The sequence below is a fragment of the Streptococcus oralis genome, assembly GCF_003944215.1.
GTDB lineage: Bacteria > Bacillota > Bacilli > Lactobacillales > Streptococcaceae > Streptococcus > Streptococcus oralis_BI.
In genome coordinates, this window is sequence record NZ_RJVZ01000006.1 from 41031 (window position 1) to 67180 (window position 26150).

Annotated in this window: 34 protein-coding genes and 1 pseudogene; 5 read left to right on the top strand and 30 right to left on the bottom strand. The window is 41.0% G+C overall.

Annotated elements, in window-relative coordinates:
• Nucleotides 1–159: 159 nt before the first annotated feature.
• The 6 genes from D8804_RS04500 to D8804_RS04525 all read right to left on the bottom strand — a co-directional run bounded on the left by D8804_RS04500 (nt 160) and on the right by D8804_RS04525 (nt 3458).
• On the bottom strand, nt 160–1209 hold the full coding sequence (locus tag D8804_RS04500; RefSeq protein WP_000126416.1) for a DUF389 domain-containing protein: 1050 nt from the start codon (nt 1207–1209) through the stop codon (nt 160–162).
• Nucleotides 1206–1529: a potassium channel family protein gene (locus D8804_RS04505; protein WP_001253404.1), complete on the bottom strand. Its 324-nt coding sequence runs from the start codon at nt 1527–1529 to the stop codon at nt 1206–1208. The genes D8804_RS04500 and D8804_RS04505 overlap by 4 nt, the downstream gene beginning before the upstream one ends.
• A 13-nt stretch (nt 1530–1542) precedes the next feature.
• Nucleotides 1543–1884 (bottom strand): hypothetical protein, encoded by a 342-nt coding sequence (locus D8804_RS04510; RefSeq protein ID WP_000397556.1) that lies wholly within the window; start codon nt 1882–1884, stop codon nt 1543–1545.
• On the bottom strand, nt 1809–2111 hold the full coding sequence (locus D8804_RS04515) for a TMEM175 family protein (RefSeq protein ID WP_004240734.1): 303 nt from the start codon (nt 2109–2111) through the stop codon (nt 1809–1811). The genes D8804_RS04510 and D8804_RS04515 overlap by 76 nt, the downstream gene beginning before the upstream one ends.
• Before the next feature lie 382 nt (nt 2112–2493).
• The gene (gene cadX, locus D8804_RS04520; protein WP_125398978.1) at nt 2494–2832 is read right to left on the bottom strand and encodes a Cd(II)/Zn(II)-sensing metalloregulatory transcriptional regulator CadX; all 339 of its coding nucleotides are present in this window, start codon (nt 2830–2832) and stop codon (nt 2494–2496) included.
• Between the two features lie 11 nt (nt 2833–2843).
• Nucleotides 2844–3458: a CadD family cadmium resistance transporter gene (locus tag D8804_RS04525; protein WP_125398979.1), complete on the bottom strand. Its 615-nt coding sequence runs from the start codon at nt 3456–3458 to the stop codon at nt 2844–2846.
• A gap of 28 nt (nt 3459–3486) precedes the next feature.
• Here D8804_RS04525 and D8804_RS10200 point away from each other — a divergent pair, with 28 nt between their 5' ends.
• Complete coding sequence (locus D8804_RS10200; RefSeq protein WP_125398980.1) at nt 3487–3672, top strand: FanG protein; 186 nt, start codon at nt 3487–3489, stop codon at nt 3670–3672.
• Nucleotides 3673–3958: 286 nt separating this feature from the next.
• Here D8804_RS10200 and D8804_RS04535 read toward each other — a convergent pair whose 3' ends face one another.
• The 16 genes from D8804_RS04535 to D8804_RS04615 all read right to left on the bottom strand — a co-directional run bounded on the left by D8804_RS04535 (nt 3959) and on the right by D8804_RS04615 (nt 16245).
• Nucleotides 3959–4171, bottom strand: coding sequence for a hypothetical protein (locus tag D8804_RS04535; protein WP_000710706.1), 213 nt, complete (start codon nt 4169–4171; stop codon nt 3959–3961).
• 66 nt (nt 4172–4237) lie between these two features.
• Nucleotides 4238–4429, bottom strand: a complete 192-nt coding sequence (locus D8804_RS04540) for a hypothetical protein (protein WP_000177340.1) — start codon at nt 4427–4429, stop codon at nt 4238–4240.
• Nucleotides 4430–4717: a hypothetical protein gene (locus D8804_RS04545; RefSeq protein ID WP_000542381.1), complete on the bottom strand. Its 288-nt coding sequence runs from the start codon at nt 4715–4717 to the stop codon at nt 4430–4432.
• Between the two features lie 113 nt (nt 4718–4830).
• Nucleotides 4831–5058, bottom strand: coding sequence for a hypothetical protein (locus D8804_RS04550; RefSeq protein WP_009013763.1), 228 nt, complete (start codon nt 5056–5058; stop codon nt 4831–4833).
• A 72-nt stretch (nt 5059–5130) separates the two neighbouring features.
• Nucleotides 5131–5346, bottom strand: a complete 216-nt coding sequence (locus D8804_RS04555; protein WP_000043341.1) for a hypothetical protein — start codon at nt 5344–5346, stop codon at nt 5131–5133.
• 75 nt (nt 5347–5421) lie between these two features.
• On the bottom strand, nt 5422–5604 hold the full coding sequence (locus tag D8804_RS04560; protein WP_000780387.1) for a hypothetical protein: 183 nt from the start codon (nt 5602–5604) through the stop codon (nt 5422–5424).
• Between the two features lie 617 nt (nt 5605–6221).
• Nucleotides 6222–6833 carry a 30S ribosomal protein S4 gene (rpsD, locus tag D8804_RS04565; protein WP_000092756.1) on the bottom strand — a complete coding sequence of 204 codons (612 nt, stop codon included), beginning with the start codon at nt 6831–6833 and terminating at the stop codon, nt 6222–6224.
• Nucleotides 6834–7034: 201 nt separating this feature from the next.
• Nucleotides 7035–8069 carry a sensor histidine kinase gene (locus D8804_RS04570; RefSeq protein WP_000769384.1) on the bottom strand — a complete coding sequence of 345 codons (1035 nt, stop codon included), beginning with the start codon at nt 8067–8069 and terminating at the stop codon, nt 7035–7037.
• Nucleotides 8066–8764, bottom strand: coding sequence for a response regulator transcription factor (locus D8804_RS04575; RefSeq protein ID WP_084921511.1), 699 nt, complete (start codon nt 8762–8764; stop codon nt 8066–8068). The genes D8804_RS04570 and D8804_RS04575 overlap by 4 nt, the downstream gene beginning before the upstream one ends.
• An 80-nt stretch (nt 8765–8844) precedes the next feature.
• Nucleotides 8845–10485 carry an SSURE domain-containing protein gene (locus D8804_RS04580; protein ID WP_125398981.1) on the bottom strand — a complete coding sequence of 547 codons (1641 nt, stop codon included), beginning with the start codon at nt 10483–10485 and terminating at the stop codon, nt 8845–8847.
• 155 nt (nt 10486–10640) lie between these two features.
• The gene (locus D8804_RS04585) at nt 10641–11306 is read right to left on the bottom strand and encodes a potassium channel family protein (protein ID WP_125398982.1); all 666 of its coding nucleotides are present in this window, start codon (nt 11304–11306) and stop codon (nt 10641–10643) included.
• 13 nt (nt 11307–11319) lie between these two features.
• Nucleotides 11320–12699 carry a TrkH family potassium uptake protein gene (locus D8804_RS04590; protein WP_000897930.1) on the bottom strand — a complete coding sequence of 460 codons (1380 nt, stop codon included), beginning with the start codon at nt 12697–12699 and terminating at the stop codon, nt 11320–11322.
• Nucleotides 12700–12732: 33 nt separating this feature from the next.
• On the bottom strand, nt 12733–13497 hold the full coding sequence (locus D8804_RS04595) for a nucleoside phosphorylase (RefSeq protein ID WP_000615031.1): 765 nt from the start codon (nt 13495–13497) through the stop codon (nt 12733–12735).
• 284 nt (nt 13498–13781) lie between these two features.
• A complete protein-coding gene (locus tag D8804_RS04605; protein ID WP_000361929.1) occupies nt 13782–14405 on the bottom strand; it encodes a TetR/AcrR family transcriptional regulator in 624 nt (207 codons plus the stop codon).
• Between the two features lie 39 nt (nt 14406–14444).
• Entirely contained in the window at nt 14445–15527 is a 1083-nt protein-coding gene (locus D8804_RS04610; RefSeq protein WP_001259056.1) for an ABC transporter permease, read from the bottom strand.
• Nucleotide 15528: 1 nt separating this feature from the next.
• Complete coding sequence (locus tag D8804_RS04615; protein WP_000734676.1) at nt 15529–16245, bottom strand: ABC transporter ATP-binding protein; 717 nt, start codon at nt 16243–16245, stop codon at nt 15529–15531.
• Between the two features lie 230 nt (nt 16246–16475).
• On the opposite strand from D8804_RS04615, the pseudogene D8804_RS10455 reads away from it, so the two are divergent.
• Nucleotides 16476–16610: pseudogene (locus D8804_RS10455) on the top strand (low temperature requirement protein A); the annotation flags it as partial.
• 61 nt (nt 16611–16671) lie between these two features.
• Here D8804_RS10455 and D8804_RS04630 read toward each other — a convergent pair.
• Nucleotides 16672–17820: a carbohydrate-binding domain-containing protein gene (locus D8804_RS04630; protein WP_042901943.1), complete on the bottom strand. Its 1149-nt coding sequence runs from the start codon at nt 17818–17820 to the stop codon at nt 16672–16674.
• Nucleotides 17821–18104: 284 nt separating this feature from the next.
• Complete coding sequence (locus D8804_RS04635; RefSeq protein WP_042901942.1) at nt 18105–18668, bottom strand: sugar O-acetyltransferase; 564 nt, start codon at nt 18666–18668, stop codon at nt 18105–18107.
• A 176-nt stretch (nt 18669–18844) separates the two neighbouring features.
• Between D8804_RS04635 and D8804_RS04640 the strand changes: the two genes are divergently transcribed.
• The 3 genes from D8804_RS04640 to D8804_RS04650 are packed head-to-tail and all read left to right on the top strand — an operon-like array spanning nt 18845 to nt 21115.
• On the top strand, nt 18845–19153 hold the full coding sequence (locus D8804_RS04640; protein ID WP_000468869.1) for a rhodanese-like domain-containing protein: 309 nt from the start codon (nt 18845–18847) through the stop codon (nt 19151–19153).
• Between the two features lie 20 nt (nt 19154–19173).
• Nucleotides 19174–20829 carry an FAD-dependent oxidoreductase gene (locus tag D8804_RS04645; RefSeq protein WP_125398983.1) on the top strand — a complete coding sequence of 552 codons (1656 nt, stop codon included), beginning with the start codon at nt 19174–19176 and terminating at the stop codon, nt 20827–20829.
• Complete coding sequence (locus D8804_RS04650; RefSeq protein WP_125398984.1) at nt 20819–21115, top strand: rhodanese-like domain-containing protein; 297 nt, start codon at nt 20819–20821, stop codon at nt 21113–21115. The genes D8804_RS04645 and D8804_RS04650 overlap by 11 nt, the downstream gene beginning before the upstream one ends.
• Before the next feature lie 40 nt (nt 21116–21155).
• On the opposite strand, the gene D8804_RS04655 is transcribed toward D8804_RS04650, so the two are convergent.
• The 6 genes from D8804_RS04655 to D8804_RS04685 form a co-directional block, all read right to left on the bottom strand.
• Nucleotides 21156–21626: a prolyl-tRNA synthetase associated domain-containing protein gene (locus D8804_RS04655; RefSeq protein WP_125398985.1), complete on the bottom strand. Its 471-nt coding sequence runs from the start codon at nt 21624–21626 to the stop codon at nt 21156–21158.
• Nucleotides 21627–21758: 132 nt separating this feature from the next.
• Nucleotides 21759–22037: a hypothetical protein gene (locus tag D8804_RS04660; protein ID WP_125398986.1), complete on the bottom strand. Its 279-nt coding sequence runs from the start codon at nt 22035–22037 to the stop codon at nt 21759–21761.
• Nucleotides 22038–22068: 31 nt separating this feature from the next.
• A complete protein-coding gene (locus D8804_RS04665) occupies nt 22069–23382 on the bottom strand; it encodes a DUF6630 family protein (RefSeq protein WP_125398987.1) in 1314 nt (437 codons plus the stop codon).
• Nucleotides 23383–23434: 52 nt separating this feature from the next.
• Entirely contained in the window at nt 23435–23692 is a 258-nt protein-coding gene (locus D8804_RS04670) for a metal-sensitive transcriptional regulator (RefSeq protein WP_000185163.1), read from the bottom strand.
• A 449-nt stretch (nt 23693–24141) separates the two neighbouring features.
• Nucleotides 24142–24996, bottom strand: coding sequence for a VOC family protein (locus tag D8804_RS04680; RefSeq protein ID WP_125398988.1), 855 nt, complete (start codon nt 24994–24996; stop codon nt 24142–24144).
• Nucleotides 24997–25106: 110 nt separating this feature from the next.
• Nucleotides 25107–26144, bottom strand: a complete 1038-nt coding sequence (locus tag D8804_RS04685) for an aldose epimerase family protein (protein ID WP_125398989.1) — start codon at nt 26142–26144, stop codon at nt 25107–25109.
• Nucleotides 26145–26150: the final 6 nt, after the last annotated feature.

Sequence of the window (26150 nt, forward strand, 5' to 3'; positions counted from 1 at the left end):
AAACGTTCACACCATTAGTTAAATGATTTTTTTCATCATTTTTCTTAGATGATAGAACTTCTAATTTATTTCTTATTCAAGCAAAAACAACCTGCTATAAGTAAGAAAGAGGAAGATACAAGAAAAACACGGCGTAAAAACCGATTCAGTTCATTGTCCTCAATCCTTGTCTGCTTCATTTTCTTTTACGAGATCGTTTTGTGAATCTTTTTCAGAGAGTTTTTGATCAATATACTTGTCAATGTTTTCATAAAATTCCTTGGTCGCTTCACTATCTAATGTTGGCGAGTTCTGAACTTGATTCACTTTCAATTGAACAGATTGAATACCGTAAGAGGCTTGTTTTTGGTGGAGTGTTTCTAATTCTTCTTCTGAAATCGGATCTCCAACAACCGTCAAGACCAATTCATTGTTACTTGACTTGTAGACTTGATTAATAACCGTATAATTGGCGAACTCTTTTCCTACAAACTGTTTGATCCCTTCTTTGCGCGCTTGTTCTATTGTCAGAGTAACTGCCGAATAGCTAGCTGGAAGAATCAACAATACAATCAAAGAAATCAAGCCAATTCTCATTTTAATGCTCAGCTCTTTAAATGAAGTTAAAGGAGATTTTCTCATCAAAATTCTTGTTCCAACAATGTTGGCTAGCATGATAAAGACACAGTTGATCAAGAAAAGATAGAGAGCCCCCAATAAAAATCGTACATTCCCATTAGCTAAACCATAGCCAGCAGTACAGATAGGCGGCATCAAAGCTGTAGCAATGGCTACTCCTGGCACGATATTGTTTGCTTCTTTTTTCCTTGAACCGATCACACCAGCAATCCCACCAGCAATAGCAATGAGAACATCCCAAATGGTTGGAGAGGTTCGTGCGATCAACTCGCTACTTGCATAAGACAAGGGAGAAATCCAGAAATACAGAGTCGAGACAAGCAAACTGACCAACACTTGAGTCAATAAAACCTCTAGAGATTGCTTGATTAAACGCGTATCAAAAATAGCTAAACCGAATCCCAGTCCAACAATCGGTGTCATGAGAGGTGAAATTAACATGGCTCCAATAATAACAGCTGTTGAATTCATATTTAGACCGATAGAGGCAATAAAAATTGCACACATCAAAATCGCTGTATCTCTCAATCGAACATGAAGGTCATCGTATAATTTCTCACGGTATTCCCGTGTTGAATAATTGGCAGTCATTTGTCCTCTCCTCTTTCCTTATTTAAATCGGTATAATAATTAATAATAACAGCTGATAAACAGCCAAAAAATATGAGCCCATAAATCGTCAAGAAGACACTGGTAATCCTTCCAATCAAGGTCACAGCTAGGAGATCCCCGTAGCCGACAGTCGTCGAAGTCACAAAAGCATACCAAAGACCGTCTCCGTAATTTGTGATAGCAGGTTCAACTAGGAAAAGCACGCCTCCTGACCCAAAAACAAAGGTCACAAAACTCAGAGCAAACCGAGTAAAACCCGTAACCTGTATAATATGCCATAACATTTTTAAACGTCTCATTTGTTCTCCTTATTCATACTAGCTCCTGACCGAGCCGTTTTTTCCAATAATCAAAGTGAAGATAGGACATGATCTCCATCAGAGAAAGATAGACAAACTGATAGATCTGATTTAAGCTGATTATCAACTGATATTGTTTGAAAAATGACTGGAAGAAAGACCAGATATGACTGTCTTGAATCAGTCCCTTCTTAACATCAGACAGGATATTAGCTAAAGCTCCCAAGGACTGAAACGGTAAATCCTTGACATTTATATAGATCCGGTCCACCACATCATTCAGACTGGTATCTTGGATGGCATGAAATTCTCCAAAGAGAACTCCTGCCGCTCCAAGAGTAGAAACAAATTCCACCAAATAATTTCTGAGGAAATTTTCTCAACCTTTTCCCATAATGTGTTTAGTGCCATCCATAACGATCCCAACCAGAAAAAGGAAAGAAAACAAGCAAAGAAATTTTGCCGTAAATCCCAAAAAGCTTCAAGACTTGGTGTTGTTGGTTTTTCTAACTCTAAAATCAAGATGGTCATAATAATTGCTAGAACAGCATCTGTCAATACAATTAATCTGTCTTTCTTCATCGGATTGCATCCCCTTTCTTTTTTGTAACATTCTATCTTATCGCATAATATTGGATATTCTTTCATAATCCGACTACAAACAAAAATAAACCAAAAAGTCTGTCCCTATTATGCTATATTTAACTNTAGAANTATTCATCCATCTAATTAATAAATATATCATATTTCACAATAAATGACTACTATCAAAGATACATTTTCTTTCANATTNCTCCCTTTTNAACTTGGCTAACTTGANCTGCATTACCTAGGTCGNTTTGCTTTAAATTATACTTTTTTCTTAAANATTTGNTACGAGTAGTCTTTCATGTGAGTAATTTTNATCAAAAAATTTCATAGATAAGTCCTATATATAATCATGNNAAAGTAGTAAAAATAGTTGTTATCCTAGTTGATTAAAAAANTCTNTGATTTCCTCATCTTTTATAAAATAATATATAATTTTCCCCTCTCTTCTAGTNTCCAAGATGTTTTGATTGGCTAGTTTACGAAGATGGTNGGAGGCAGATGCCATACTGAGATTTAGTAAACAGGCTATATCNCAGACACAGAGTTCTTCNACNGCAAGGAGATAAAAGATGATATTTATCTGTTTATTATCGGTAAANTTTGATAAAATNCGAAGTGATTTTTGGACTTTTTCCTTTTCAAGGTAGTTCGTTNCGGTTGTAACATTTTGNTGATTTATAATATTCACTTGGCAGATACTATCTTTTTTCATAATTTTTTCTCCTAGCCGAACACAGTCCTTAGCATGTNAAAGCTGTTGTTTTCAATCAGNATATACATCCCCANTCCTAAATAAACAACGGCAATAAACCATCTGCTATATTTTTCCAAAGTTTCTCCAACAGAAGGGACTTGTGCCAATTTTTGGGCAGAAAAAACCAAGAGATAAATCATGACTAGAAAGGTAAGTAAAGCCACTATCAAATTCGCTAAATTTAAGGTAATAAAATATGGGACAAAAACACCAATATTGTCAGCACCACAACTTGCAAAAGTAATCATAGCGACTAGAAAAATCAGGTTTTTATTATCTTTGCGCAAACCATCTTTTGCAATAGCTTCTCCATCAGAATCTCCTAAAAGCAAAACTTTGAGNCCTAGGAAAATTGGAATCAAACCGAGCAAACCTAAAATCTCTTTACTAGGAATATAATTTAAGACAAATGCAAAAAGTAAACTTAGCAATATTAGACTAACAGAGCCTAGAAATTGTCCTAAATAGATGTTAATGATGTCTTTTCTGCTTTTTCTTTTGGCAAAAAATAACATTAGGATAATAAGTAAGTCTACGGCTGTCCCAGAATACAGGATTATTGAAGTAACAACATTTTGAANCATAAANCACCTCATTCAAATATATTTTTGAATGNATTTTAACATTAAACTTTGTAGATGTCAACTTCAGCTCCATCAAANTATAGATAAGAAGGTAGTGTCCCAAACATTAAAAAGCCCTGCCATCGAAATGATAGCAGGGCTTAACTTCAATATCCAGATGATATATTTATCTAAAAAAGGTAGAGTAAAAGGTAGAGTTTTTATTGATTTGTAGTGCGATATAATGAGTTTCCAAAAATCAAAAATCGCTTAAAATCAATATTTTGACATCTATTGACGTGTACTGAAACCCTTACTTAACCTCTGTAAGGATATAATTACGGTACCAGTATATCATAAATAATAACAAAATCTTGACTTTCCGAAAAATAAGTATTTTCCGGAAAAATATCGAAATTAAATCAAAACTAAAAATATCTCATACATTTGAACTGCACCCCAAAAGTTAGACAGAAAAAATCTAACTTTTGGGGTGCAGTTCATCAAAGGTGCTTTTCATTTTAAAAAACTTGTGGAAAAACTTCATCCCATATATCTACTAAGCTTTTCCCGTCAAATACTTTAGCTTCCATAGCTTCATCAATTGTATCAAACTGCTGACCTTCATAATCATAACCAACTACACATATACTCGATAAAAAGCAAGCACCTCGGCTATTATAATTAAATTCAAGATCTTTGTCTAAATATTTTTTAATTTCATCCTTTTTCATATAGGACCATCCCAACTAAAACAATCTCAACAAACAAGATTTTTTCCTTAGATTCTATTCCCACTACTAGCTTTCTATGATGCTGACGATTTCATCTTCAAAATATTCATAAAGAGTTCCATCAACATCTACCAGCAAGGAGTCAATCTCCTCGTCATTGTCAGAGGCGTCACAATAGTCTTCTACAAATCCTCTAACTACCGCGCCATTTTTTAACGTGATAATTACATCTGTACGGTTAAATTTCCAGAGTGTCATTTAAATATTCCTTTCAATATTGGCTAATTGCTTTGCTTTTTCGTAGTAAGGTGTTAAGAAATCGATAAAACCTTGTTTGTCGCTTGGATCATGTTCCTCTAAAAATATCATCAACTCAAAGTCATTGAGAGCGTCAAACATTTCAGAGTTTTCATTATCCCAAGCCTCGGAAAATTCCGCATCTTCTCCAAAAAGAGCGTTAAACGTAAAGGAAAAATCCCAAAAATTATCAATCTGACCACTGACTGTTTGCTGGAGCATGTCTAATACTTGTTGACTATAACCCATTACCCTTCCCCTCCTAATAAGAACGTTGTAGCATATTGAGCTACGTTCCAAAAATTTAACAGACAAAATCTAATTTTTGGGGTGCAGTTCATTCATCAAAGATGATTTTTATTTTAATAATACTGCACTTCAATTCCATCCATAATTTCTACTAAAGTGTTATCGTCAATTTTTAGAGAAATCAGATCAATGAATGATGATACCTGGTATTCCTTATCTCCAATCACCACTACAATATCATGAACAGAATTAGGAAAAATCCCACATACTTGACCATTATAATCAAAAGAGGCATCCCAACCATTGTCATATAACTCTTGTAAATCATCTAATATTGCCATATAAACTAAATCCTTTTCCATAGTGTTTTCTTTCAAATAAGGCAGGTAAAAGCACCTAGATTGTTCTAAGTCCTATGAGATTGTTTTAATCGAGACAATCTCACTCTCAAAGAGAGAAATTTCAGTAGCTTCATCTGGACTAGGATTAGCAATGAGAATAGTGATTTCATCTTGCTCATCATTGTCCATTTCGTCAACAAAGTCTATGACACGTCCCTTGATTATCTTATCGCAATTAGTGACTATCTGAACCCTTGATCGAAGATACTTCCAAAGCTGTTTACTCATTTATTTTCCTCTCTGCTATTTTTTCGATAGTTCTTATACTTTTTATAGTTAGTCGATAAAATCGCCTAGGTTGAACTAAGCACTAATAATTTTGATTTTCTTGATAATATCTTCAGGATATGAGCGATCACCTATAACTATTTCGTCAGGACCATCTAAATCATAACCGTCAAACCAATCAACCACCCTACCCTTGATGGAGGTCCCATCTTCTAAAATAAGGCGAACATTTTTATCAACATATTCCCATAATTTCATTAAGTTCCTTCTCTCTAACATCGGAACAATATGACCCAATATTAGTTATTTACTAATGGCTTTTAGTTCCTGTTAAAAGCATTATAGCACACCTTACTTGCTAAAGTACAACAAGCACCCCATTAGACTAACCTGCTACTTTGCTTTCTTGTAAAAATGTTGTATACTTAAGTAAATAAAGGAAGTAATCTTGTTCCCCCCTGTCTACTATGTGGTCGGAATGATGGTTACTTCTTTTTTCCCCCTTACTATCTCAATAGCCTTGTATTTAAAAGTTTTTTAGGCTATAATTAAATTAACGAATAGAGGTTTTCCATCTCCCCTTGAAACAGATCTTTCTGCGGTAGGAGGTGGGACGCCTCTATTTGTTTTTTAAGTCAAAATGATGTAAAATTAATTCAAGAAAGAAGTGTGGTTTTCCCGCCTAAAAGCTCTATAGCTGTGGGAGGGTCACGCTTCTTTTTACCTCTCAAAAGAGAACGCAAAAAAAGCCGTCTCATTCTTTGAAGCAGCAATGAAATCAATCTAGCAAATATCTAAGCAAACCCAGAAATCAACCTTTTAAGACAAAGCAAAAAGCCCACTGTTGTAGGCTTTCTGTAAGATATTTCTTAAAATTAAAGCATCTTGTTGTAGAATTCAACGACAAGTGCTTCGTTGATTTCTGGGTTGATTTCGTCGCGTTCTGGCAAGCGAGTCAATGAACCTTCCAATTTTTCAGCATCGAATGATACGAATGCTGGACGTCCAAGAGTAGCTTCTACTGCTTCAAGGATTGCTGGAACTTTCAATGATTTTTCACGAACTGAGATCACTTGACCTGGAGTTACACGGTATGATGGGATATCAACGCGTTTTCCGTCCACAAGGATGTGACCGTGGTTTACGAATTGACGAGCTTGACGACGAGTAGTCGCAAGGCCAAGACGGTAAACAACGTTATCCAAACGACGTTCCAAAAGAAGCATGAAGTTGAAACCTAGGATTCCGCCTTTGATCTTAGTAGCTTGTACGAACAAGTTACGGAATTGTTTTTCACCTACACCGTAAGTGAAACGAAGTTTTTGTTTTTCAGCCAATTGCAAACCGTATTCTGACAATTTAGAACGGTTGTTTGGTCCGTGTTGTCCTGGTACGTAGTTACGACGTGCCAATTCTTTACCTGTACCTGTAAGTGAAAGGCCAAGGCGACGAGCTTGTTTCCAAGATGGTCCTGTATAACGTGACATATGTATGTCCTCCTGATATAAATAATATTTGGCGGAAATAGTCACTTAGAAAGCCCTGATTCGTGCAGATGCCCTTCGCCTAAACAGCCAAGGTTACTTGTCATAAGACACCTGTTGACGAGCTTCATGCTTTCCTGCTGCTATTTCACACAAAGGCTATTGTACCATGAAAAGCTAGATTTGTAAAGGGATTTTACGGCTTTATTTCAAATTGAGGCTGAATGTAAACTTGCTTCCTAAGCCATATTGACTTTCTGCTGTGATTTCGCCACCAAGCTGATGGGCTAGTTCGCGTGCAATCGCAAGTCCTAATCCATGTCCACCCGTCTTCATATTGCGCGAAGTTTCTACACGATAAAGTCGTTTAAAGATCTTTTCCAAATCTTCAGGAAGGATCCCCTGACCCTCGTCTTTCACACTGATTGTCAGCTCTTGTTCTGTTAATTGGGCAAGAACCTCGATTCTGGTTCCTGGTTCTGAATATTTAAAGGCATTGTTTAACAAATTGACCAGAATACGAGAAAGTTTGTCAGAATGGCTCTTGATTTTCGCCGACTCAGGTGACACTTGAATGTAAACATCTCGCTCCTCTTGTTCAATCTGGAGTTGAAATTCACTCATTGACTCAATCAGCAACTGATCTAAAAAGACCTCTTCGACTTCCTCATCAGCAGTTTCTTGAGGTTGTGTGTTAAGAGTCAAAACATCCAATTCCTCCACTAGCTTGTTTAGACGCTCGGTTTGCCGACCAATCGTGGTTAAGTAGTGGAGCCGCTCCTCTTCCTTGATCACTCCATCTAGAATTCCCTCCACAGTAACCTGAATGGAGGTAATGGGAGTTTTAATATCGTGAGAGAGCTGCGCAATCATCATTCTCTTTTCTTGCTCGCTCTCATCAAGTGATTGAAAGGTAGCTTGCAAATTGTGAGACATGTCATTAAAAGCCTGGCCCAGCTCTTGAAATTCTAATGGTCCTTTGGTTTCGATTTCTGTGCTGAAATCCTTGCTTGCTATATCCTGAGCTTGTTTTTTCAAATGTTTCAGAGAAGAGAACACAGGCGACAAAAGAAAGATGCTCACTGCAGCGCCAATGAAACTAGCAATCAAGGTTATTCCAACGAGAAAGTAAACTTCACTTTTCTCAATCAACATTCGTTGGACTGCCCAGAAAACGACCAAAATCGTTAGTAGAGTCGACACTAGATACCCCACTAAAATATAGTTTTTTAATTTCATTTTCTACCTCTTGGTCTTTCCATCTTATAACCCAAACCCCAGACAGTTTTGATAGCAGGAGCATTTGAATTCGTATACTTGGTCAACTCTTGCCTCAAAGCATGGATATGAACATTGAGTGTATTGGTATCATCCACATAGTCCTCTTGCCATACCTTCTCATAAAGTTCCGTCTTTGAAAAGACTCTCTCGGGATTGCTGGCTAATATCCATAGAAGTTCAAAGGATTTTACTGTCAATTCCAAAGGTTGCTCCCCAATGCGAACCTCATGAGTCACATGGTTGATCACTAAGTCACCAAACTCGATCTGTTCTGTCTCTCCTCCACGGCTAAGGCGACGCAAGATATTATTCACTCTTAAAACCAATTCGCGTGGGCTAAAGGGTTTGACTATAAAATCATCTGCCCCCAAACTTAATCCATAAATCTTATCCTGTTCGCTTGTCTTAGCAGTTGTAAAGAGGAAGGGTTGATCCGGAGCGATATACTGAACTTCACTGATAAAATCATACCCGTCCATATTGGGCATCATGATATCTGTGATAATGAGGTCGATAGATTTTTTTCTGAAAAGCTCTAATCCCTCCTTGCCATCATGGGCGACCAAAACGTCGTAACCCGCCTGTATAAGATAGCGGTGTTGAATATCTAGAATATCTATTTCATCATCAACCAGCAAAATTGTCTTTTTCATCTGACACTCCTTCGATAAAAACAGTGTTATACTTGCTTTAGTATAACACTATTTTCTCTAATGTTTAAATGATTTGAATCTTAATCTTCTCGTTTGGTTGTCAAACCCAAAAGTCCAACAAGACCTGCCAAGGCTAGACCAAAGATACCAAGGCCTGCTGTAGCCGTTTTAGCTTCCCCAGTATTTGGTAGCATCGCTTTATCATCTTTTTTCATCATATTAGCCATTGGGCTAGAAGCTGGTTGATCTACTTTCATATCTGACATATGGTGATTTGTACCCATCATACCCTCAGTCGTACCTGTAGAGCCTGTTTCAGAAGGCTTCGTATTCATCTGACCTGATTGAGATGGTGTTGTCGCCATTTCTTTTCCACGAAGCTGAATCGTTACTTGACGAGTAGCAATCAGATTAGTCAAATCAGGTTTGCCATCTTTAGAACCATAGACTTTAACAGTAGCTAGATACGTATGTGTTCCGTTAGCTCGAAGTTGATCCAGCAAGGCCTGACCATCTTTGCCAACCGTATTGCCATTCAAATCCACTTCGTAGAAATATTGACCTTTAGCCAAGCCTTCAAGTGGCAATAGAGCTGGATTTTTAGCTGTTCCGTTGTCTGACCATGGGGCTTTGTCTGAGGCTTTTAACAAGAGGCGAGTCAACATACCATCTCCACCAAAAGCTTCGTATGGAATGACTTGGTTGACACCAGCTGTAAATGGTCCTGGAAAATTAGCTCTATCCAAGTAAGAAGCTGGGACATCTACTGTATCTTTGGTATTGTCAGCTACACCTTTTTGCACTTCAGCTGGTGTGGTCAAACCATTCAAATTAACAGTCAAATCTTTAGTCGCTACCAGATTAGTTAAGTCAGGCTTGCCGTCTTTTGCACCGTACACCTTGATGGTTGCCTTATAGCTTTGAGTTCCATTTTGTTTCAAGAGGTCAAGCAGCTCTTTATCTGATTTTCCTTGGGTACCTGCTAAATCCACTTCGTAGAAGTAAAGGCCTTTGCCCAATTTCTCTACTGGTGGAAGGGCGGGATTTTTAGCTGTTCCGTTGTCTGACCATGGAGCCTTATCAGATGCTTTCAAGATAAGACGAGTTAACATGCCATCACCAGCGAAGAATTCGTATGGAATGACTTGATTGACACCAGCTGTGAAGGGACCAGGGAAGTTAGCCTTGTCCAAGTAAGTAGCTGGGACATCTACTGTGTCTTTGGTGTTGTCAGCCACACCTTTTTGCACTTCAGCTGGGGTGGTCGCTGGTTGAGCTTCACTAGCTTCACGGTCTTGTCCAGAAACTGTAGACGCAGGACTTTCCGCAGGTTTAACTGCATCTTCTGTTTGTTTCTTAGAGTCAGGTTGTGCTTGCACTTCTTCTTTTGGCGCTACTGCAGGCTCTTTAGCAGTTGCGTCCGCTTTTTCTGAAGAGCTTGTCGTATCCACACTTGCTTTAGGTGTTGGAACAGACTGTTCTGAAGGAAGAGCTACATCAACTGCTTTTTTGAGAACCTCTGCTGGTAAATCGCTCTTTTCACTCACCGAAGCAGCGTCTGGCACGACTTGGGCAGGAGTCGGATTGACGACATCAGCACGTGCAGAACTTGGTTGACCAACTAGGACAAAGAAGCCACTAGCCACAACAACCGAAGCAACACCGACACTGAGACGGCGAATAGACCAACGAGTATATCTCTGATTTGGATTGAATTTCATAGGATTCTCCTTAGAGTTTTCTTTTTTTGATGACTCTAGTATAATCTCCTAAAATTAAAAAGGATTAAGAAAAAGTTAAAATTTTTCTTAAATCCCTCTTATAAAATACTTATATTGACTCGTTAATTATTTGGAAAGAGAGTACCCTTCCTCTCCTACTCACTCAGTTCAGCTAGGGTATCCAGATGTTGGTTATTGATCACCGCCATGATGTAGGTGTCTTCCTGCAAGAGGTCATTAGGTCCGAATTGGACATCCAGAGGAGCATTTTCGTAGGCACGAAAACCAAGTACGTTGAGGTTGTATCGCCCACGTAAATCTAACTGACTGAGGCTTTTACCTACCCATGATTGGGGGTTTTTCATCTCGACAATCGAAACATTCTTATCCAGCTGAAAGACGTCTACACTGTTATGAAAGAGGATGGTCTGTGCCAATGAGCGCCCCATCTCAAACTCTGGTGAGATGACTGCGTCTGCCCCGATTTTTTCTAGAACTTTTTTAGCTGTATGGCTTTTGACCTTGGCAATAACGGTCGGTACTCCTAGACTCTTGCAGTGCATAACCGAGAGAACACTGGACTCTAGATTTTCACCCGTTGCGACGACTACGGTATCACAGGTGTCAATCCCCGCTGATAGAAGGAGTTCTTCATCCGTGATATCTCCAACTACTCCACGCGCCAACACTGGTTCAAATTGATTAATGCGCTCCTCGTGGTCATCAATAGCAATGATATTCATATGATGCTTGGCAAGAGCAGCCAAAACACTGCTCCCAAAAATTCCCAAGCCTAAAATTCCAATTGTCCGATCTGACATCGTTCTTCCTTTCTTATCCAATGGTGATATCTGCTTTCATATAGTGAATCGTATCTTTCTTGTCTGGCTGGTATTCCGCTACACTGACCAGTAGTGTCAAGGGACCAATACGGCCGATAAACATCAGCAACATAACGATGCTGAGGGCTATCTTGCCTAGCTCTGGTGTTAAATTTGCCGTCACTCCAACTGTCGCAAGTGCTGAAATGGTCTCAAACATGAGGTAAATAAAGCGCGGATTTCCTTCTGCGGTTACCCCTAATAGAATCAAGCCCAGCAAGAAGGTCAGCAAGAAGATAATAAAGACACTGAAAGATTTTTGCACGGTTCGGGGTTCAATGGTCCTCCGAGCTACATTGGCATGAGGCAAGCCCAATAATTCACTGCGAGCAAAGACCAACAAGACAAAGAAGGTCGTAATCTTGAGCCCCCCTGCTGTCCCTCCAGGTGCCCCGCCCAGAAACATCTGCAAGATGTAGATCAGTAAGGTAACTGGTCGAGCCTGGGTGTAGTCAATTGAAGCAAAGCCTGCCGTTCTCATGCTGACGGTCTGGAAGAAACTAACCAACAGTTTTTCTGGAAAACTAAGATTTCCAATCGTCCCAGGATTGTTCCACTCAATTAAGAGAGTCGATACTGTTCCAAAGAGCAAAATTCCCGCCGTTAGAAAGAGAACCAACTTAGTATGGAAACGCAGGCGCCGTTTTTTCTTTTTCCCAAACTGGGTCGCTAGATCAAACCAGACCATAAATCCTAGACCACCCGTGATAATCAAGCCTGCAATCACTAGATTAATCAAGGGGTCCGTTTGAAAGGCTAGCAAACTCGTACTTCCAAAATTATCAAATCCAGCATTACAGAAAGCTGAAACAGCCAAAAAGATAGAGGTTAAAATCCCTCGCCCCCAGCCAAATTCAGGAATAAAGCGGAAACTCAAGAGAAAGGCACCGAGCCCTTCCACTAGAAAAGTCGTCAGAAAGATTGAACGGATGAAATCCTTTAGAGACTGGGTTTCTCCATAAGCAAAACTTTCTTGAATGGTCTCACGGCCACGAAGACTGAGCTTTTGCTTGCCTTGGATATAAAAGATTCCGATAAAGGTCATGAGCCCCAAACCACCAATCTGGATCAAAATCATACAGATCAACTGACCCCAGATATTGTAAGTAGAGGCTACCGGCTGGGTAAAGAGCCCTGTCACACAGACCATAGACACAGTCGTAAAGAGATGGTCAAAGTAGGTCGCTTGTGACGTTCCTGCTTGCACAAAGGGGAGACTTAAAAGGAGCGAGCCCAAGAAGATCACTAGGGCAAAACTTAAAAAGATGCGACGGGCTGGCGATAAACGCCCTAATGTCGTCTTGATTTTTTCCAAAAAAGATTTGAATAACATAGCTACATTCTACCATAAAAACAGTAAGAACACTCACATGTGGTGCACAATGGCAAGACAGAGTTCGAGTGCCTTATCAAAAGCTTCTGATCCCCAGTCACGACTGTCGTAGTTATCTAGATCTGCTAAGGAATCTGCGGTAAAGAGCAGCTCTCCCCAGACAACCCCACGTAGTTGAGCTACTGCCGCAAGAGCAGAGCACTCCATCTCCACAACAGCACAGCCTTCTTCCTTGCGATAGGCAACCTTTTCAGCCGTCTCTCGGTAAAAACCATCTGTCGTCCAGGTCATGACCTCCTCGTAAGGAATGCCTCTTTGTTCCAAGACTTGCTCAATGGCAGAGATAGCCTCAATCTGCATCTCCATATAACGAGAAGGCGCTACATAGTGGTAGCTGGTTCCCTCATCTCGCAGAGCGCGAACAGGGACGAGAAAGGCATTTTCCTCTATATCGGCTAGGACTCCACAAGTACCAGTGGAAATGATTTGCTCCACACCATAGCCAATCAACCAATCCATAAACTGGGCTGCTGGAGCAGAACCAACAGGCGCTTGGGCCAGACAGATCTCTTCACCCTTGTAATTGATGACATAGACTGGATAGGTCTTGGTGGCAGAAACGAACTCACCAATACAGTCCGTCCCTACTTCCCCCGCATAGCGGTCAATCTCCTCCTCCAAAAATGCATAGATACACTTCTTTGGCAACTTCAAGTCTAACTCCTCATGTGTTGGCATAAGGACCGACTGAGGATTGTCATCAAACTCTAAAATGGGAATCGCATGCTTCTGAATCATCGCCCACCTCCTCTAATTTTGTACTATTGTATCAAAAGCTGACGGAGTGTCAAGGAGTTGTCTTTAGCAAGCCAGAAAACTCCTCTTCCATACATTTAAGAAATCGTTGCTCTGCTGGAGAGGTCGGTTTCTGTTTTAGTAAAGTGATTGAGAACTATCACCAAAATAGCAAATTCAACAATAAAAAAGCACGAATCTGCATCAGGCAATATATACCCTTTTATATTATCTTGTGCAAGAAGCCAAACCAATAGAATCTAGCCTCCATTTTGTCTAGGCCTACTCTATTTCCACAAAGCACCCAAAATCTGTTTTTCTAATAAGTCTAGGTCCTCTTCCTTTATTTCTCCGTTGTCGCTAACGATATAAAGTTGAGCGAAGTAAGCCAACAATGGACCAACACAAATACGAACCATTTGAGGAATCGTTATCTCTGGATTTACACGTGGATCTGCTAGCAATTCCTTATGAAGCACTCGAAGTTTATCTTGAATAGCATTCCAGATAAAAATCTGTTCATTTTTTAGTTTCTTATTTGAAAAACTCTCCTGCAGAATGATTTTCATCAAAGCACGATTTTTTTTGAGATAGCTCATACGATCGTGGACGAGATAACGAACCCTCTCTTCTGTCGTTTCAAAAGCTAAGAGTTCCTCAAAAAAACTACCGAAAATGCTTGGGACTACAGGATGTAAAATAGCCGTCAGTAGATCATCCTTCGTCTTAAAATACTTAAACAAAGTTGCCTGGCTTAGTCCAGCACGCTCAGCTATGTGAAGAGTTGAGGTCCCATGGTAACTCCTAGTTGATATGAGATCCACTGCTGCCTGCATGATTTTTTTCTTTCCTTGAGGGTAATTCGCTTCTTCTAAGTAATCTTCAAACGATTCAAAAACAGTCTTATCCATCTAATCTTCACACCTTTTTAGCATTATTTATGTTGATTTCTAAACTTTACGATAACGACGTAATCCAACAATATTGAGAATTGTTAAAATGATCAAGAAAATCATTAAAACACCAAGATTTGGCAAAATATCACCAAGATTGTGCCCGTAAAGAATAATCTGGCTTATTGCATCACCAGAATAGGTTAATGGCAAAAATTTCCCCACAGTTAGAGCCCATTCTCCCATGGATGACAATGGAATAATTCCTGAGAAAAAAAGTTGGGGCATAATCACGAGAGGAATAAATTGCATCATTTGGAATTCTGATTTTGCTAGAGTAGACAAGAGAATTCCAAAAGCTAGTGCTACAAGAGCCAGTACCACATTAACTATTATAACATTTAAAATACTTCCTACAACTTCTACATCTAGTAGCCAAATTGCTGCTAAGACGACAACTGCCGTTTGAAAAATCGCAATAATACCGTAAGACAACATATAGCCATAGACGATTTCAGATCGTTTCACTGGTGTTGCTAACAAACGTTCTAGTGTTCCACTGGTGCGCTCTTTCAAAAGCGCCATACCTGAAATCAAAAAGACAAAGAAGAAAACTACAAAACCTATCAAAACCGGAATCATACTGGTAAAGAAGCTTGTATTTTCATCTCCATACTGATAAGACTCCTTGATTTCTGGTGTTTTTGCGTCCGAGTCCAATTGTGGAAGAGCTTGTTTGACACGAGATAGTAACTGATCGGTGCCTTCACTGGCGATACTTGTTCGTAACACTTGTCGTATCATAGATGTCTTGGAGGCATCTGTATTTGCGTAGTCGACCTGATACTCACCGTCTTTATAAGAAATCACAGCATCGACTTTTTCATTTGCTAGCGCTTCTTTGGCCTGATCTAAGTCTTGATAAGTCTCGATGTCCACATGATCAAGCTCATCCATTTTCGTTATCAAACCAGTTGGTAGATCTTGTGTCGCTAACTTGACATTCACGGTTGTACTAGCTGAAAACATGAGGTTCATCAGCCACATAATAAATACCGGCGCTACAAACATCATAGCCAAGGTTCGTTTGTCACGAAGCAATTCTTTGATAACTTTTTTAGCAATAGCAATGGTTCTCATCTTACTCTCCTTCTGCTTTCAAAAATACTTCTTCAATACTTGAAACTTGATAACTTTCTTTTAAGTGTTGCGGTGTATCAAAAGCAATGATTTTTCCACCTAATAATAAGCCGACCTTATCCGTTAACTCTGCTTCATCCATAACATGGGTAGTAACTAATATCCCAACCCCATTGTCTCTAAGCGCGAATAATTCTTTCCAGATTTTCTTCCGAAGAGAAGGGTCGATTCCAACTGTCGGTTCGTCCAAAATCAAGAGCTGAGGATTCCCCAGAAGCGCGATGGCTAAAGACAAGCGTCGCTTCATTCCTCCAGAATAACCGGATACCGCCTTGTTTAAGTAGTCTGTCAGATCTACTACTTGAGCTATATGAGCAATTTCCGCCTTTAGGTCTTTTTTAGAAAGCCCCTTTAGCTGACCAAAAAATTCCAGATTTTCTTGACCAGACAAGGACTCGTATAAAGCATCTGATTGGGCCATATAGCCAATATCTCCTAAAATATGACGATTGGGCATAGTGTGATTTAACACTAAAGCTAGGCCTCCATCAGCCTTTTCCATTCCTAACGTAGTCTTAATCATAGTTGATTTACCAGCACCAGACGGACCAATTAATCCTATAATTTCTCCTAGCTGCAATTCAAAGCTGACATGATTCAGAACTATTTGTTGGTCAAAAGATTTTACTAAATCTTGTAAATGTAGCAATTTTTTCATATGCTTCCTCCTAGGTGAGTGGGTACTCACTTTTTAAATCACAGAAGCTATTATAGTGAGTAATCACTCACTTGTCAAGAGAAAGGGTTAAATTCTTTAAAAAAATAAAACACCAGATTCGTATCTGATGTTTATGATGCACATGTCTTATTTCTAAAAATGTTTTTGAACTTCCTCTCTATACTCCGAAATGGTCTTTCCTGTCCACTTTTTAAAGGGCTATTCTTCCTCTACTTTTCTCAGCCAATCCTACCATCGTCATTGCTATCGCAACTCTAATGACCTTGGCGATGGAAATTCATTTTACTCATTTTTATATGAAACAGACTAAGAAATTTTCAAGACCTAATTGGGAGTTGTTTTAGCTACAATCCATCTCTCAAACACAAAAACTCTCCCTTCTCTTTCGAGAAAGGAGATTCTTTTTTATCCTTGTCCGCCAGGGGCTGGACCGCCGCCTTGAGGGCCTCCATTTGGTCCACCGCCACCAGGCATAGAGTTGACGATTTCCGTTTGTTTTTCACCATTTAGATAGATATCTCCACCTGTGTAGGTCGCTGTCCCATCAAAGTCAAAACCTGTTTGACCAGTCATTTTAATGGTTCCGCCTGTGACCGTCACGTTCCCGTTTGAGTCGATTGGGTCTGTGTCTCCTTGACCGACTTCTACTGTCAGGTTCCCACCGTTCATAGTGAAGAAGATTTCACTCTGTTGGGCATTTTTATTAGCTGCATTGACTCCATCATCTGTCGAATAGATGGTAATGTCCCCACCGTTGATAGTGATTGACTTACCTTCAAGTCCTTCTGTCGAATTCTTGACGTTGTAGGTACCACTATCGATAACCAAATCACCTGATGCGTGGATGCCATCTTCTTTGGCATCGATGGTCATAGTCGTACCAGTGATGTTGAGTTCATCATTGACATTAAAGGCATCGCCAACTGCTGTGATGTTATAGGTTCCGCCCGTGATGTGGAGAGTGTCATTAGCCTTGATACCGTTGTTCTTCTTGCCATCTACATTGAGAGTTCCTTTCCCGTTGATGGTCAAATCCACCTTAGAAAAGAAAGCTGCATCAGCTTTTTCGTCGCTGTTGGAGCTTGAGTCAGAGAGACTGTTGGTGGTTCCTTCTGCCAAAGTCAGATAGACATGACCGGCTGATGTCGCAGAAATTGCTGCATTGGCATTGGTCATGGTCGCACCTTTTAGGACTAGATGAACATCTGCCGACTCATCTGCCTCGACCTTGATCTGCACTCCGTCAGACTGACCTGAAATCACATAGGTTCCAGATTTTGCGATGGTCACGGTTGATTCAGAGACTGTCACCCCATCTCCAGAGACGTTTGCTGATAAGCCAGATAGTTCAATCTTAGAAGCTGTGCTTTCGTCATAAGAAGTATCATTGTCCTTCTCTGTAAAATAGGATAATTGATTTGTCTTTGTTGCAGTTGTTGTGGCACTATTTGTCGTTGCATTGGTATTGGATGTAGTTGTTGACTGGGCACATGCTGCCATCAGCACCATTGCCGTTAAACTCGTTGCGAGTAGGGTCCATTTTTTTGATTTCATACCTTTTTCCTCTCCTTCGTATGATATAGCTAGACAGTCTACAGAAGATTCCTGAAACGAAACTAAAACTTTTCTGAAAGTTTCCTTAAATTTAGTTTGGATTAGATTTCGCCTAGTAATTTTTAGAAAGGACTGCTAAAAACAATTTTTGAACGCTAAAATACCTTTAATAGATTTTTTAAACCAAGATTCCCCAGTGCGATATCTCCTTGACCAAGAAAGCCAAAAAGAAGAAAAATTTATAAGACTAAAGCTCATAAAAAGAACAGCCCAGGCTGTTCTTTTTAGTTTTCTTTTACTTGGATTTCCTTGATAACACGCGCAGGATTGCCAGCTAGGACGACATTGTCTCCAAAGGACTTGGTAATCACGGCCCCCGCTCCTGCCACCACGTTATTTCCTAATGTCACCCCAGAAAGGACAATAACCCCACCTCCAGCCCAGAAATTATCTCCAATGGTGATGGGCTTGCCGTATTCGACCCCTGAATTGCGTTCATGCGGATCCAGTGGATGGAGTGGGGTTAAAAACTGACAGTTGGGGCCAAGCATAGCGTTGTTCCCAATGCGAATCGGACAAACATCCAGCATGGTCAAGTTCCAATTAGAATAAAAATTTTCCCCTAGATGGATATTGACCCCATAATCGACCACCAGACGTGGATTGACATAGAGATTTTGCCCAGTTGAGCCAAACCAAGTCTTGATGATTTCAGCTCCCTTCAAGGGATCCTCTTCCTTGTTAAAGGCAGCCTGTTTTTGGCGAGAAGCCTGCGCCAAGACCCGTAATTCTGGGTCCGACGGACGGTAAGGCTCCCCTGCTATCATTTTCTGGTATTCGCTAGCCATCTTATCACCTCATACTTACTTTGGCCCCATCATATCAAAAAGCCTCCGAAAGGTCAAGAATGGCCTGCTTTCTAGACTCTCGAAACGAATCCCTCTCCTAAGTCAAAACAACTTGCTTGACAAAAGCTTGACTTCATGGTTTAATATACCCCATAAGGGTATATGTGGAGGTGCCTATGTTTCACTTATTATTTACAAAAATTGACAGTATTTCTACCAGCGAGTTAGAAGCTAAACTTAAGGAACCGATTCAGCTACTGGATGTTCGGACGCCTATGGAATTCCGTAGAGGTCATATCAAAAATGCCAAAAATGTTCCTTTAACGGAAATCGGTTCTTACACACCAGCGACAAAAGAAACACTCTATGTCATTTGTCATTCTGGTGTACGAAGCAAACTAGCTGCGAAAAAGCTTAAGAAAAAAGGCTACGATGTCATCAATGTCCGAGGCGGTATGAGCGCTTGGACAGGTAAAGTCATCTAGAAGCATAAAGGAGAAAGTCAATGAAAATTATCATTGTCGGGGGAGTTGCAGGCGGTATGTCAGCAGCAACCCGTCTCAGACGTCTCATGGAAGACGCTGAGATCACTATTTTTGAGAAAGGTCCCTTTGTTTCCTTTGCAAATTGCGGACTTCCTTACTATGTTTCAGGAGAAATTGCAAACCGTGATAGTTTATTGATCCAAACTCCTGAAAGTCTCAGGGCACGTTTTAATCTCGATGTGCGACCATTTCACGAGGTCGTCCAGATTTCGCCAGAAGAACACACTGTGACAGTGCGACACGATGGACAGGAATTAACAAAAAGCTATGACAAGCTGATTCTCTCTCCGGGAGCTAAACCATTTGTCCCTACCATTGAAGGTTTGGCAGAAGCTAAGAATGCCTACACGCTCCGCAATGTTCCTGATCTTGACGAGATTATGGCTGCCTTGGACAATCATCCAAAAGAAGCTGTCGTTATCGGTGCAGGCTTTATCGGGCTTGAAATGGCTGAAAACCTTGCGAAACGTGGATTGCAAGTTACCATCATTGAGAAAGCACCCCATGTCTTGCCACCATTAGATCAAGAAATGGCAGCCTTTGTCCAAGCAGAATTGGTTAAAAACAGCGTTCGCGTTATCACTTCTCAGTCTGCGACTCGATTTGAAGACCAAGGAAAAATCATCGTTCTCGAAAACGGTCAAAAGATCGCTTCTGACCTCACCATCCTTTCTGTCGGTGTTGAACCTGAAAACGGACTGGCAAAAGCTGCGGGGATTGAACTGGGACTTCGTGGTGGAATCTTGGTCGATGAACATTATGAAACCAGTCAAAAAGATATTTTTGCAGTTGGCGATGCCATCGTCGTCAAGCAAGAGATTACGGGCCAAGACGCTCTCATCTCTCTAGCTTCTCCTGCCAATCGTCAGGGACGCCAAGTAGCGGACGTCATCGCAGGACTCGGTCGTACCAACAAGGGCAGTATCGGCACTGCTATCGTTCGTGCTTTTGATATGACAGCTGCTTCGACTGGTCTCAGCGAACGTATCCTTAGCATGAATCAACTTCCTTACAAGGCGCTTCATGTCGGCGGAAAAGACCACGCTGGTTATTATCCAGGCGCTACTGATATGACCTTGAAACTTCTCTTTGACCCAACCACTGGAAAAATCTATGGTGCCCAAGGAGTTGGGAAGAAAGGTGTTGACAAGCGAATCGATATCCTGGCAACTGCTATCAAGGGAAATCTCACCGTCTTTGACTTACCAGAATTGGAGTTCACCTATGCCCCGCCATTTGGCTCTGCCAAGGATCCCGTCAATATGCTGGGCTACGCAGCCTTGAACCTTATCGAAGGTCTCAGCGACAATATCCAGTGGTACCAACTAGAAGACGAACTGGCTAAGGGAAAGAAATTCCTAGATGTACGGACAAGTGGCGAATTCCAGAGTGGTCGACTCAGAGTCGATACTATCCACATCCCTCTAAACGAACTACGGGAACGCTTGGACGAACTGGACAAGAATCAAGCCTACATCGTTAGCTGCCACAGCGGTTTACGTAGCTATATCGCAGAGCGTATCCTCAAGCAAGCAGGATTTACCGTCCAAAACCTTGACGGCGCTTATTCACTATACAAAATGGCTAACCCAGAAGGAGTAGAATATGGTAACTAATATCAGCATGGCTGACTTTTATGAAAAATATCAAAATGAAAACCTAGATCTTATCGATGTCCGTGAAGTACATGAATTCCAAGCAGGACATGCATCAGGTGCCAAAAATCTTCCGTTAAGTACCTTGGAGCAAGGCTACAAAGAACTCAATCCTGACCATGAATACCATGTCATCTGCCAAGGAGGAGTGCGTTCTGCCTCTGCCTGTCAATTCCTCAGCGCCCAAGGTCTCACCGTTACCAATGTAGAAGGTGGTATGAATGCTTGGCCTGGTCAAGTAGAATAAGCAAAAAACCGATTAAATTTCTTAATCGGTTTTTTCGTTTTTACAACTCAATGATATGGAACTCGTAACCAATCGCTTCTAAAAAACGAAGCAAATCTACGGTATCCAAAAAGAGGGTTTTCTCGTTGGTATTGGGGTGGAAACTCATCCGTTTTTCAGACATGATTTCTTTGTCGAAATAAACTTGAATGTCCTTGTCAGTATTGTTCAGCAAGCCAAATGGAGATACTACACCTGCTGGTAACATCATTTTTTCAAACAAGCTCTCAGAGGAAGCCATACGGATTCTATTGGCTCCTACCAAGTCTTTCAAGAGGTCCATATCCAAACGTTTCTTATCATCCATAATCACGAGATAATAGGCTGTTTTCTTTTTGTTGGTGAGAAACATGGTCTTGGTACGGACATCTTCGATTCCTTCGATAAAACTGTCGGCTGGCTCGTGCTCCACGATTTCAAAAGGAATATCTAGCTCATTTAGCATCTCTACTACTTTTTCGTATGCTTCCATTTGCTGGCCTCCTTCAACTTGTCTTACTACCTTTAATTATACCAAAAAAATGGGTTTTCTTCCAATTTATATCCAAGCATCTCTAGGTTTCTTTCATTTTCATACAAGTTATCTTAGACGGAGCCCCAACTGTTAAGATGGGCATGATTTCCAGCCAGCAAGCATATCTTTTCTTTCCACCGCATAGCCACAAGGTATATCCGCGACTTGTCCGATAGATGCGTCTAGTTTAAATGCTTCAGCTAGGGAAATGAGGCGTGCATCCTCTCCAGTGTGGTCTTCTGAACACAAAAATTGCCACATGCCATCCTCTTCATCGTGGGAGATAAAGGTGATCGGATTTTTCCCAGCCAAGACATGGTGACAAACTATACAGGCTGTGTTGGGTGCATCCTTAAATGCAAAAATCATCTTGAACTCCCTCCTTGAAATACACTAGCAATTACATATTTTTTGCATAGCCGAAACGCTGATTGATTGTGTGACTCAAGGTGACTAATTTTTCCAGAATATCCCTCTTGCAGATAAATAGCAGATAACTATCACTATTAATATCCATACAAGCAAGACAGAAATCGTGTCCAGCCCATCTTTCGTCCAATATTTTACACCAGGTAGGGATGTCATCATCCTCGTCGAACCAATTCTCCTCCAAATCAAGAGTTTGTTTAGCTGCCAGAGGCTCTAGTTGGTACAAGAATTCTTCCTTATCTGTCTTCCAGTCTAACTCAATCACTGCATCCACAGCAAGTAGTTCATCAGCAATAGCAAACCATTTTATCGTAGCTTCATCGACTTCTTCGCCTATGCCCCGCTCGTCATATCTCTCTGCATACTGCTTGAAATAGGCTTTCGGTGATTCAAAACAGGAGGTCAAACGAGATCGTACCTCACTATCATCTGTTAGCAATTGGGTTATTTCCTGATAGATTGCGATATTTTTCTGCTCATCTGTCCGCATATCTAGTACAATTTCCCAGTCTTCTAGCTCTGATGTGACTCTGTTCTCCAAATATGCCCGAAGCATGTCTTGAGTTTCTTTCTTGCTCAGCCCATTTTTTTCGTAGATTACATTCTCGTCGATCCGTTCAGCATCAGTAACACTGATCTCAAAATGAAAACCGTCCGAATCTTCATCCTGACAAACCTGTACAAAATCCAATACAAGCTGACTCCCCTCTAGTTTAACTGGTTGCTGAGGTATTAAAATGAGAAAATCCCTATCACCATCTTGTACAGCTGCCAGTTGCTGCCATACTTCCTCAAGTTCAAAGCCATTTTGTTCCTTCTCACCATCATCTAGCACCCAATCCGCAAAGATTCTTCCGGAAATACTCGCAAAATCTGCTCCCTCATCTCCATCTAGATAAGGCTGATCACTTGTAACAGGGGTCATCACTTTGACTACCTTTTCAGCTTCTTTTCGAATCCAACCTTGTCTAAAGAAATGGACAACAACGCTAGGCAAAATCAAGACAGGCAGACAAATAAGAGTCCCTGCAAGTGCGAGACCCTTATATCGATTTTTTGTGGGACTCCCTTCTGATAGCTGATTTAGAAAGTCCGCTACTTGATTGAACAGTTCTCCTCTAGTGATCCAGAATAGGGACAAGCATTCCACACCAAGTAGTACAATCCAGATAAACGCCATTCGCTTCGCTGCCTGACTACAGATCTCCATTTTGGTTTGTATAGGAATAGCTTCTGCTTCAGGAACACTCTGAAACCATTTTTCTGCTCGTTCTTCTTTTGTCATCTTTCCCTCCTGTGATCCACTTTCTTATCTTGTTCTATCACATAGAGAACTACTATTTTCGTTTGATAAGGTATTGAACAGCCTTTTCCAAGCGTTCTTTTTGAGCTTCAGGGTCGTCTAGTGGTTGGTTGATGCAGGCTGTGAGATTCTCGGTAATGATCATCTCAATCACGCGCTCCACACTCGAACGAACCGCTGTCAACTGAGTAATGATATCTGCACAATCACGCTCTTCTTCTATCATTTTTTGGATACCACGTAACTGGCCTTCTGAGCGTTTAAGCCGTGTAATATACTTTGAGTTTGTCATTGATTTATCCTTGGTCACTTTTTCTTCATTATATCTCTAATGGACTCCTTTGTCAAAGTTCTCGTTCCCTCTTTATCTATAGAATCTTACCCTGCTATCGCTTTCATGGTATAATAGAATGACAAATACTATTAGAATCTATGCTCGTAGCAATACGAGTCATTCTTAGAATGGACCAGCCTATGAACTCTATCTACGGCCCTTGCGAAGCCTACTTACCCACTATCTTGCAGACCTTTGTCCAAGATATAGAAAAAGCTGCTACAAACTACAAAGAGGAAAAATCTTTGTCAGCTACAAAAAACAGGTGATTACCTTTACAGTTTGGCTATAATGGTTTCACTCTTTATCATTCCATAAAAAGCGAACAAGTCTCTATTCTAAAAACAGAATACGAGCTTGTCCGCCTTTTTCTATGTCTCTAAAATAAATGACGTATTTTCCTCGTCTCATCGTGCCAAGCGAATGCGTGCCACAATCCCGTCTGGGTCTACAAGATCCACTTCACTCGAATGTAACCACTTGATCGGAGCTTCTAGCTCTTGTGCTTGCTTAACGATGTTCAAGAGTTCTTCCTTGCTTTCGACCTCAAGGGCGTAGTAGGCCAAGCCTGGCAAGCCTTGCTCACGCGGAGCCAGACCTTTTCCAGCCCATTCGTTGACAGCCAGGTGGTGATGGTACTGACCTGCCGCTATCCAACTAGCACTAGGAATACTAAATTTATCTTCCAGCCCCAACACCTTTTGATAAAACTGACTTGCCGCGTGGCTATCCTTAACCGATAGATGGATATGTCCCATTCTCGTCCCTTTGGCTAGGAAAAAGGGCTCTGCCTTTTCCCCCAACTCATAGATGTCCTGTGCCGCAAGAGCCTCGGTCACACCAATAATACGACCATCTTCTCGAATATCCCATGAAGAAACTGGCTTATCACGGTAAAGTTCAATGCCATTTCCTTCCAAATCCTCTAGATAAATAACCTCGCTGTATCCATGATCTGCACCCCCAACCAGAGGAATCCGCAAGTCACTTAGGTGCTTCAAGACATCTGCCAAGGCTTTTCGTGTCGGCAACAAAATCGCCAGATGGTAGAGCCCATAATGCTCCCTTACTTCCCCAGCTTTTTCTGTCGCAATCAAGTGGACCAAGGCTTTTCTACCAAGTCCCAAAATCGCTTCTGTCTCTGTTTGGGATAAAATCTCCAAGCCAATAATCTGGTGATAAAAAGTCGTTTGACTCGTCAAATCCTTGACATTTAAAACCGCCTCTGCTAGGTAAATGTGGCTTTGGTATGCATAAGTCATAGGGCGTCTCCTTTTGTTTGTTGTAACTTTATCAATTACACCAGTTATACACTAATGAGATAAAATGTCAACGAAGACAACTCAAAAGAGCTGGAAACCAGCTCTTCTTTTTATTTTACAACAAGCTCGTAACGAGTTTTGCTGGTGAAGGTTTGACCTGCTTTGAGAATGACTTGGTCTTTGAGGTCGCTGTGAATGGCATCTGGTAAGGCCTGCGCTTCAAGGGCAATCCCATTGTGCTGCACCATTGGCTGACCAGCTATGAGCACACTCTCATCCACAAAGTTTGCTGTGTAGACCACAAAGCAAGGGGCCTCTGTCTTGAAAAGTAGGAAGCGACCTGAGTTTTGGTCATAAAGGAAACCAGCATTGTCATGACCTGTAGGAAGAGCAAATGGGTGATCCAAACCAGATACCAGCTGGATTTGCTCATCGTCCTCTGCAAAGATATCCTTGAGCAAAGCACCATTATAGATGTGTTTAACCACATCACGAGTAGCATCTGGAGTCTTAGCTGGAACACCGTCTGGAGCGATTGGGTAAATGCCCTCCGTATTTAGCTGAAAGACATGGCGGTCAATTGTCTGTGTGAAATCACCAGACAAGTTGAAGTAACTGTGATTAGTTGGATTGACAAGCGTGTCCTGATCGGTTGTCACCTTATAGCTGACTTCGTAGGCACCAGTTTCTTCCAAGTGATAGCTGATCCAGATCTTGAGATTACCAGGAAATCCCCCTGTCCCGTCTGTACGCTCTGTGTAGAGGGTCAAGCCATGGTCGCTCACCTCGACCAATTCAAACAAGCTCGCATCCCAACCTGTTGAACCACTGTGGTTACAGTTGCTAGCATTGTTGACTTCAAGGTCATAGGTCTTGCCATTGAGCTCAAATGTCGCACCTGCAATACGGCCCGCTACAGGACCTACACTTGCTCCATGCTTGGGACTATTGCCTACATAGCTAGCAAAATCATCAAAGCCTAAGATAACATTGGCAAAATTACCAGTCTTGTCAGGTGTGACATAGCGCAAAATAGTCGCACCATAAGTCATAACTTCAAGCTGGTAGCCGCCGTCAGTCTCAAAGCGATAGGCTAAGACATCCTTGCCCTCATGATTTCCAAATACACGCTCTGTGTATGCTTTCATTCTTCT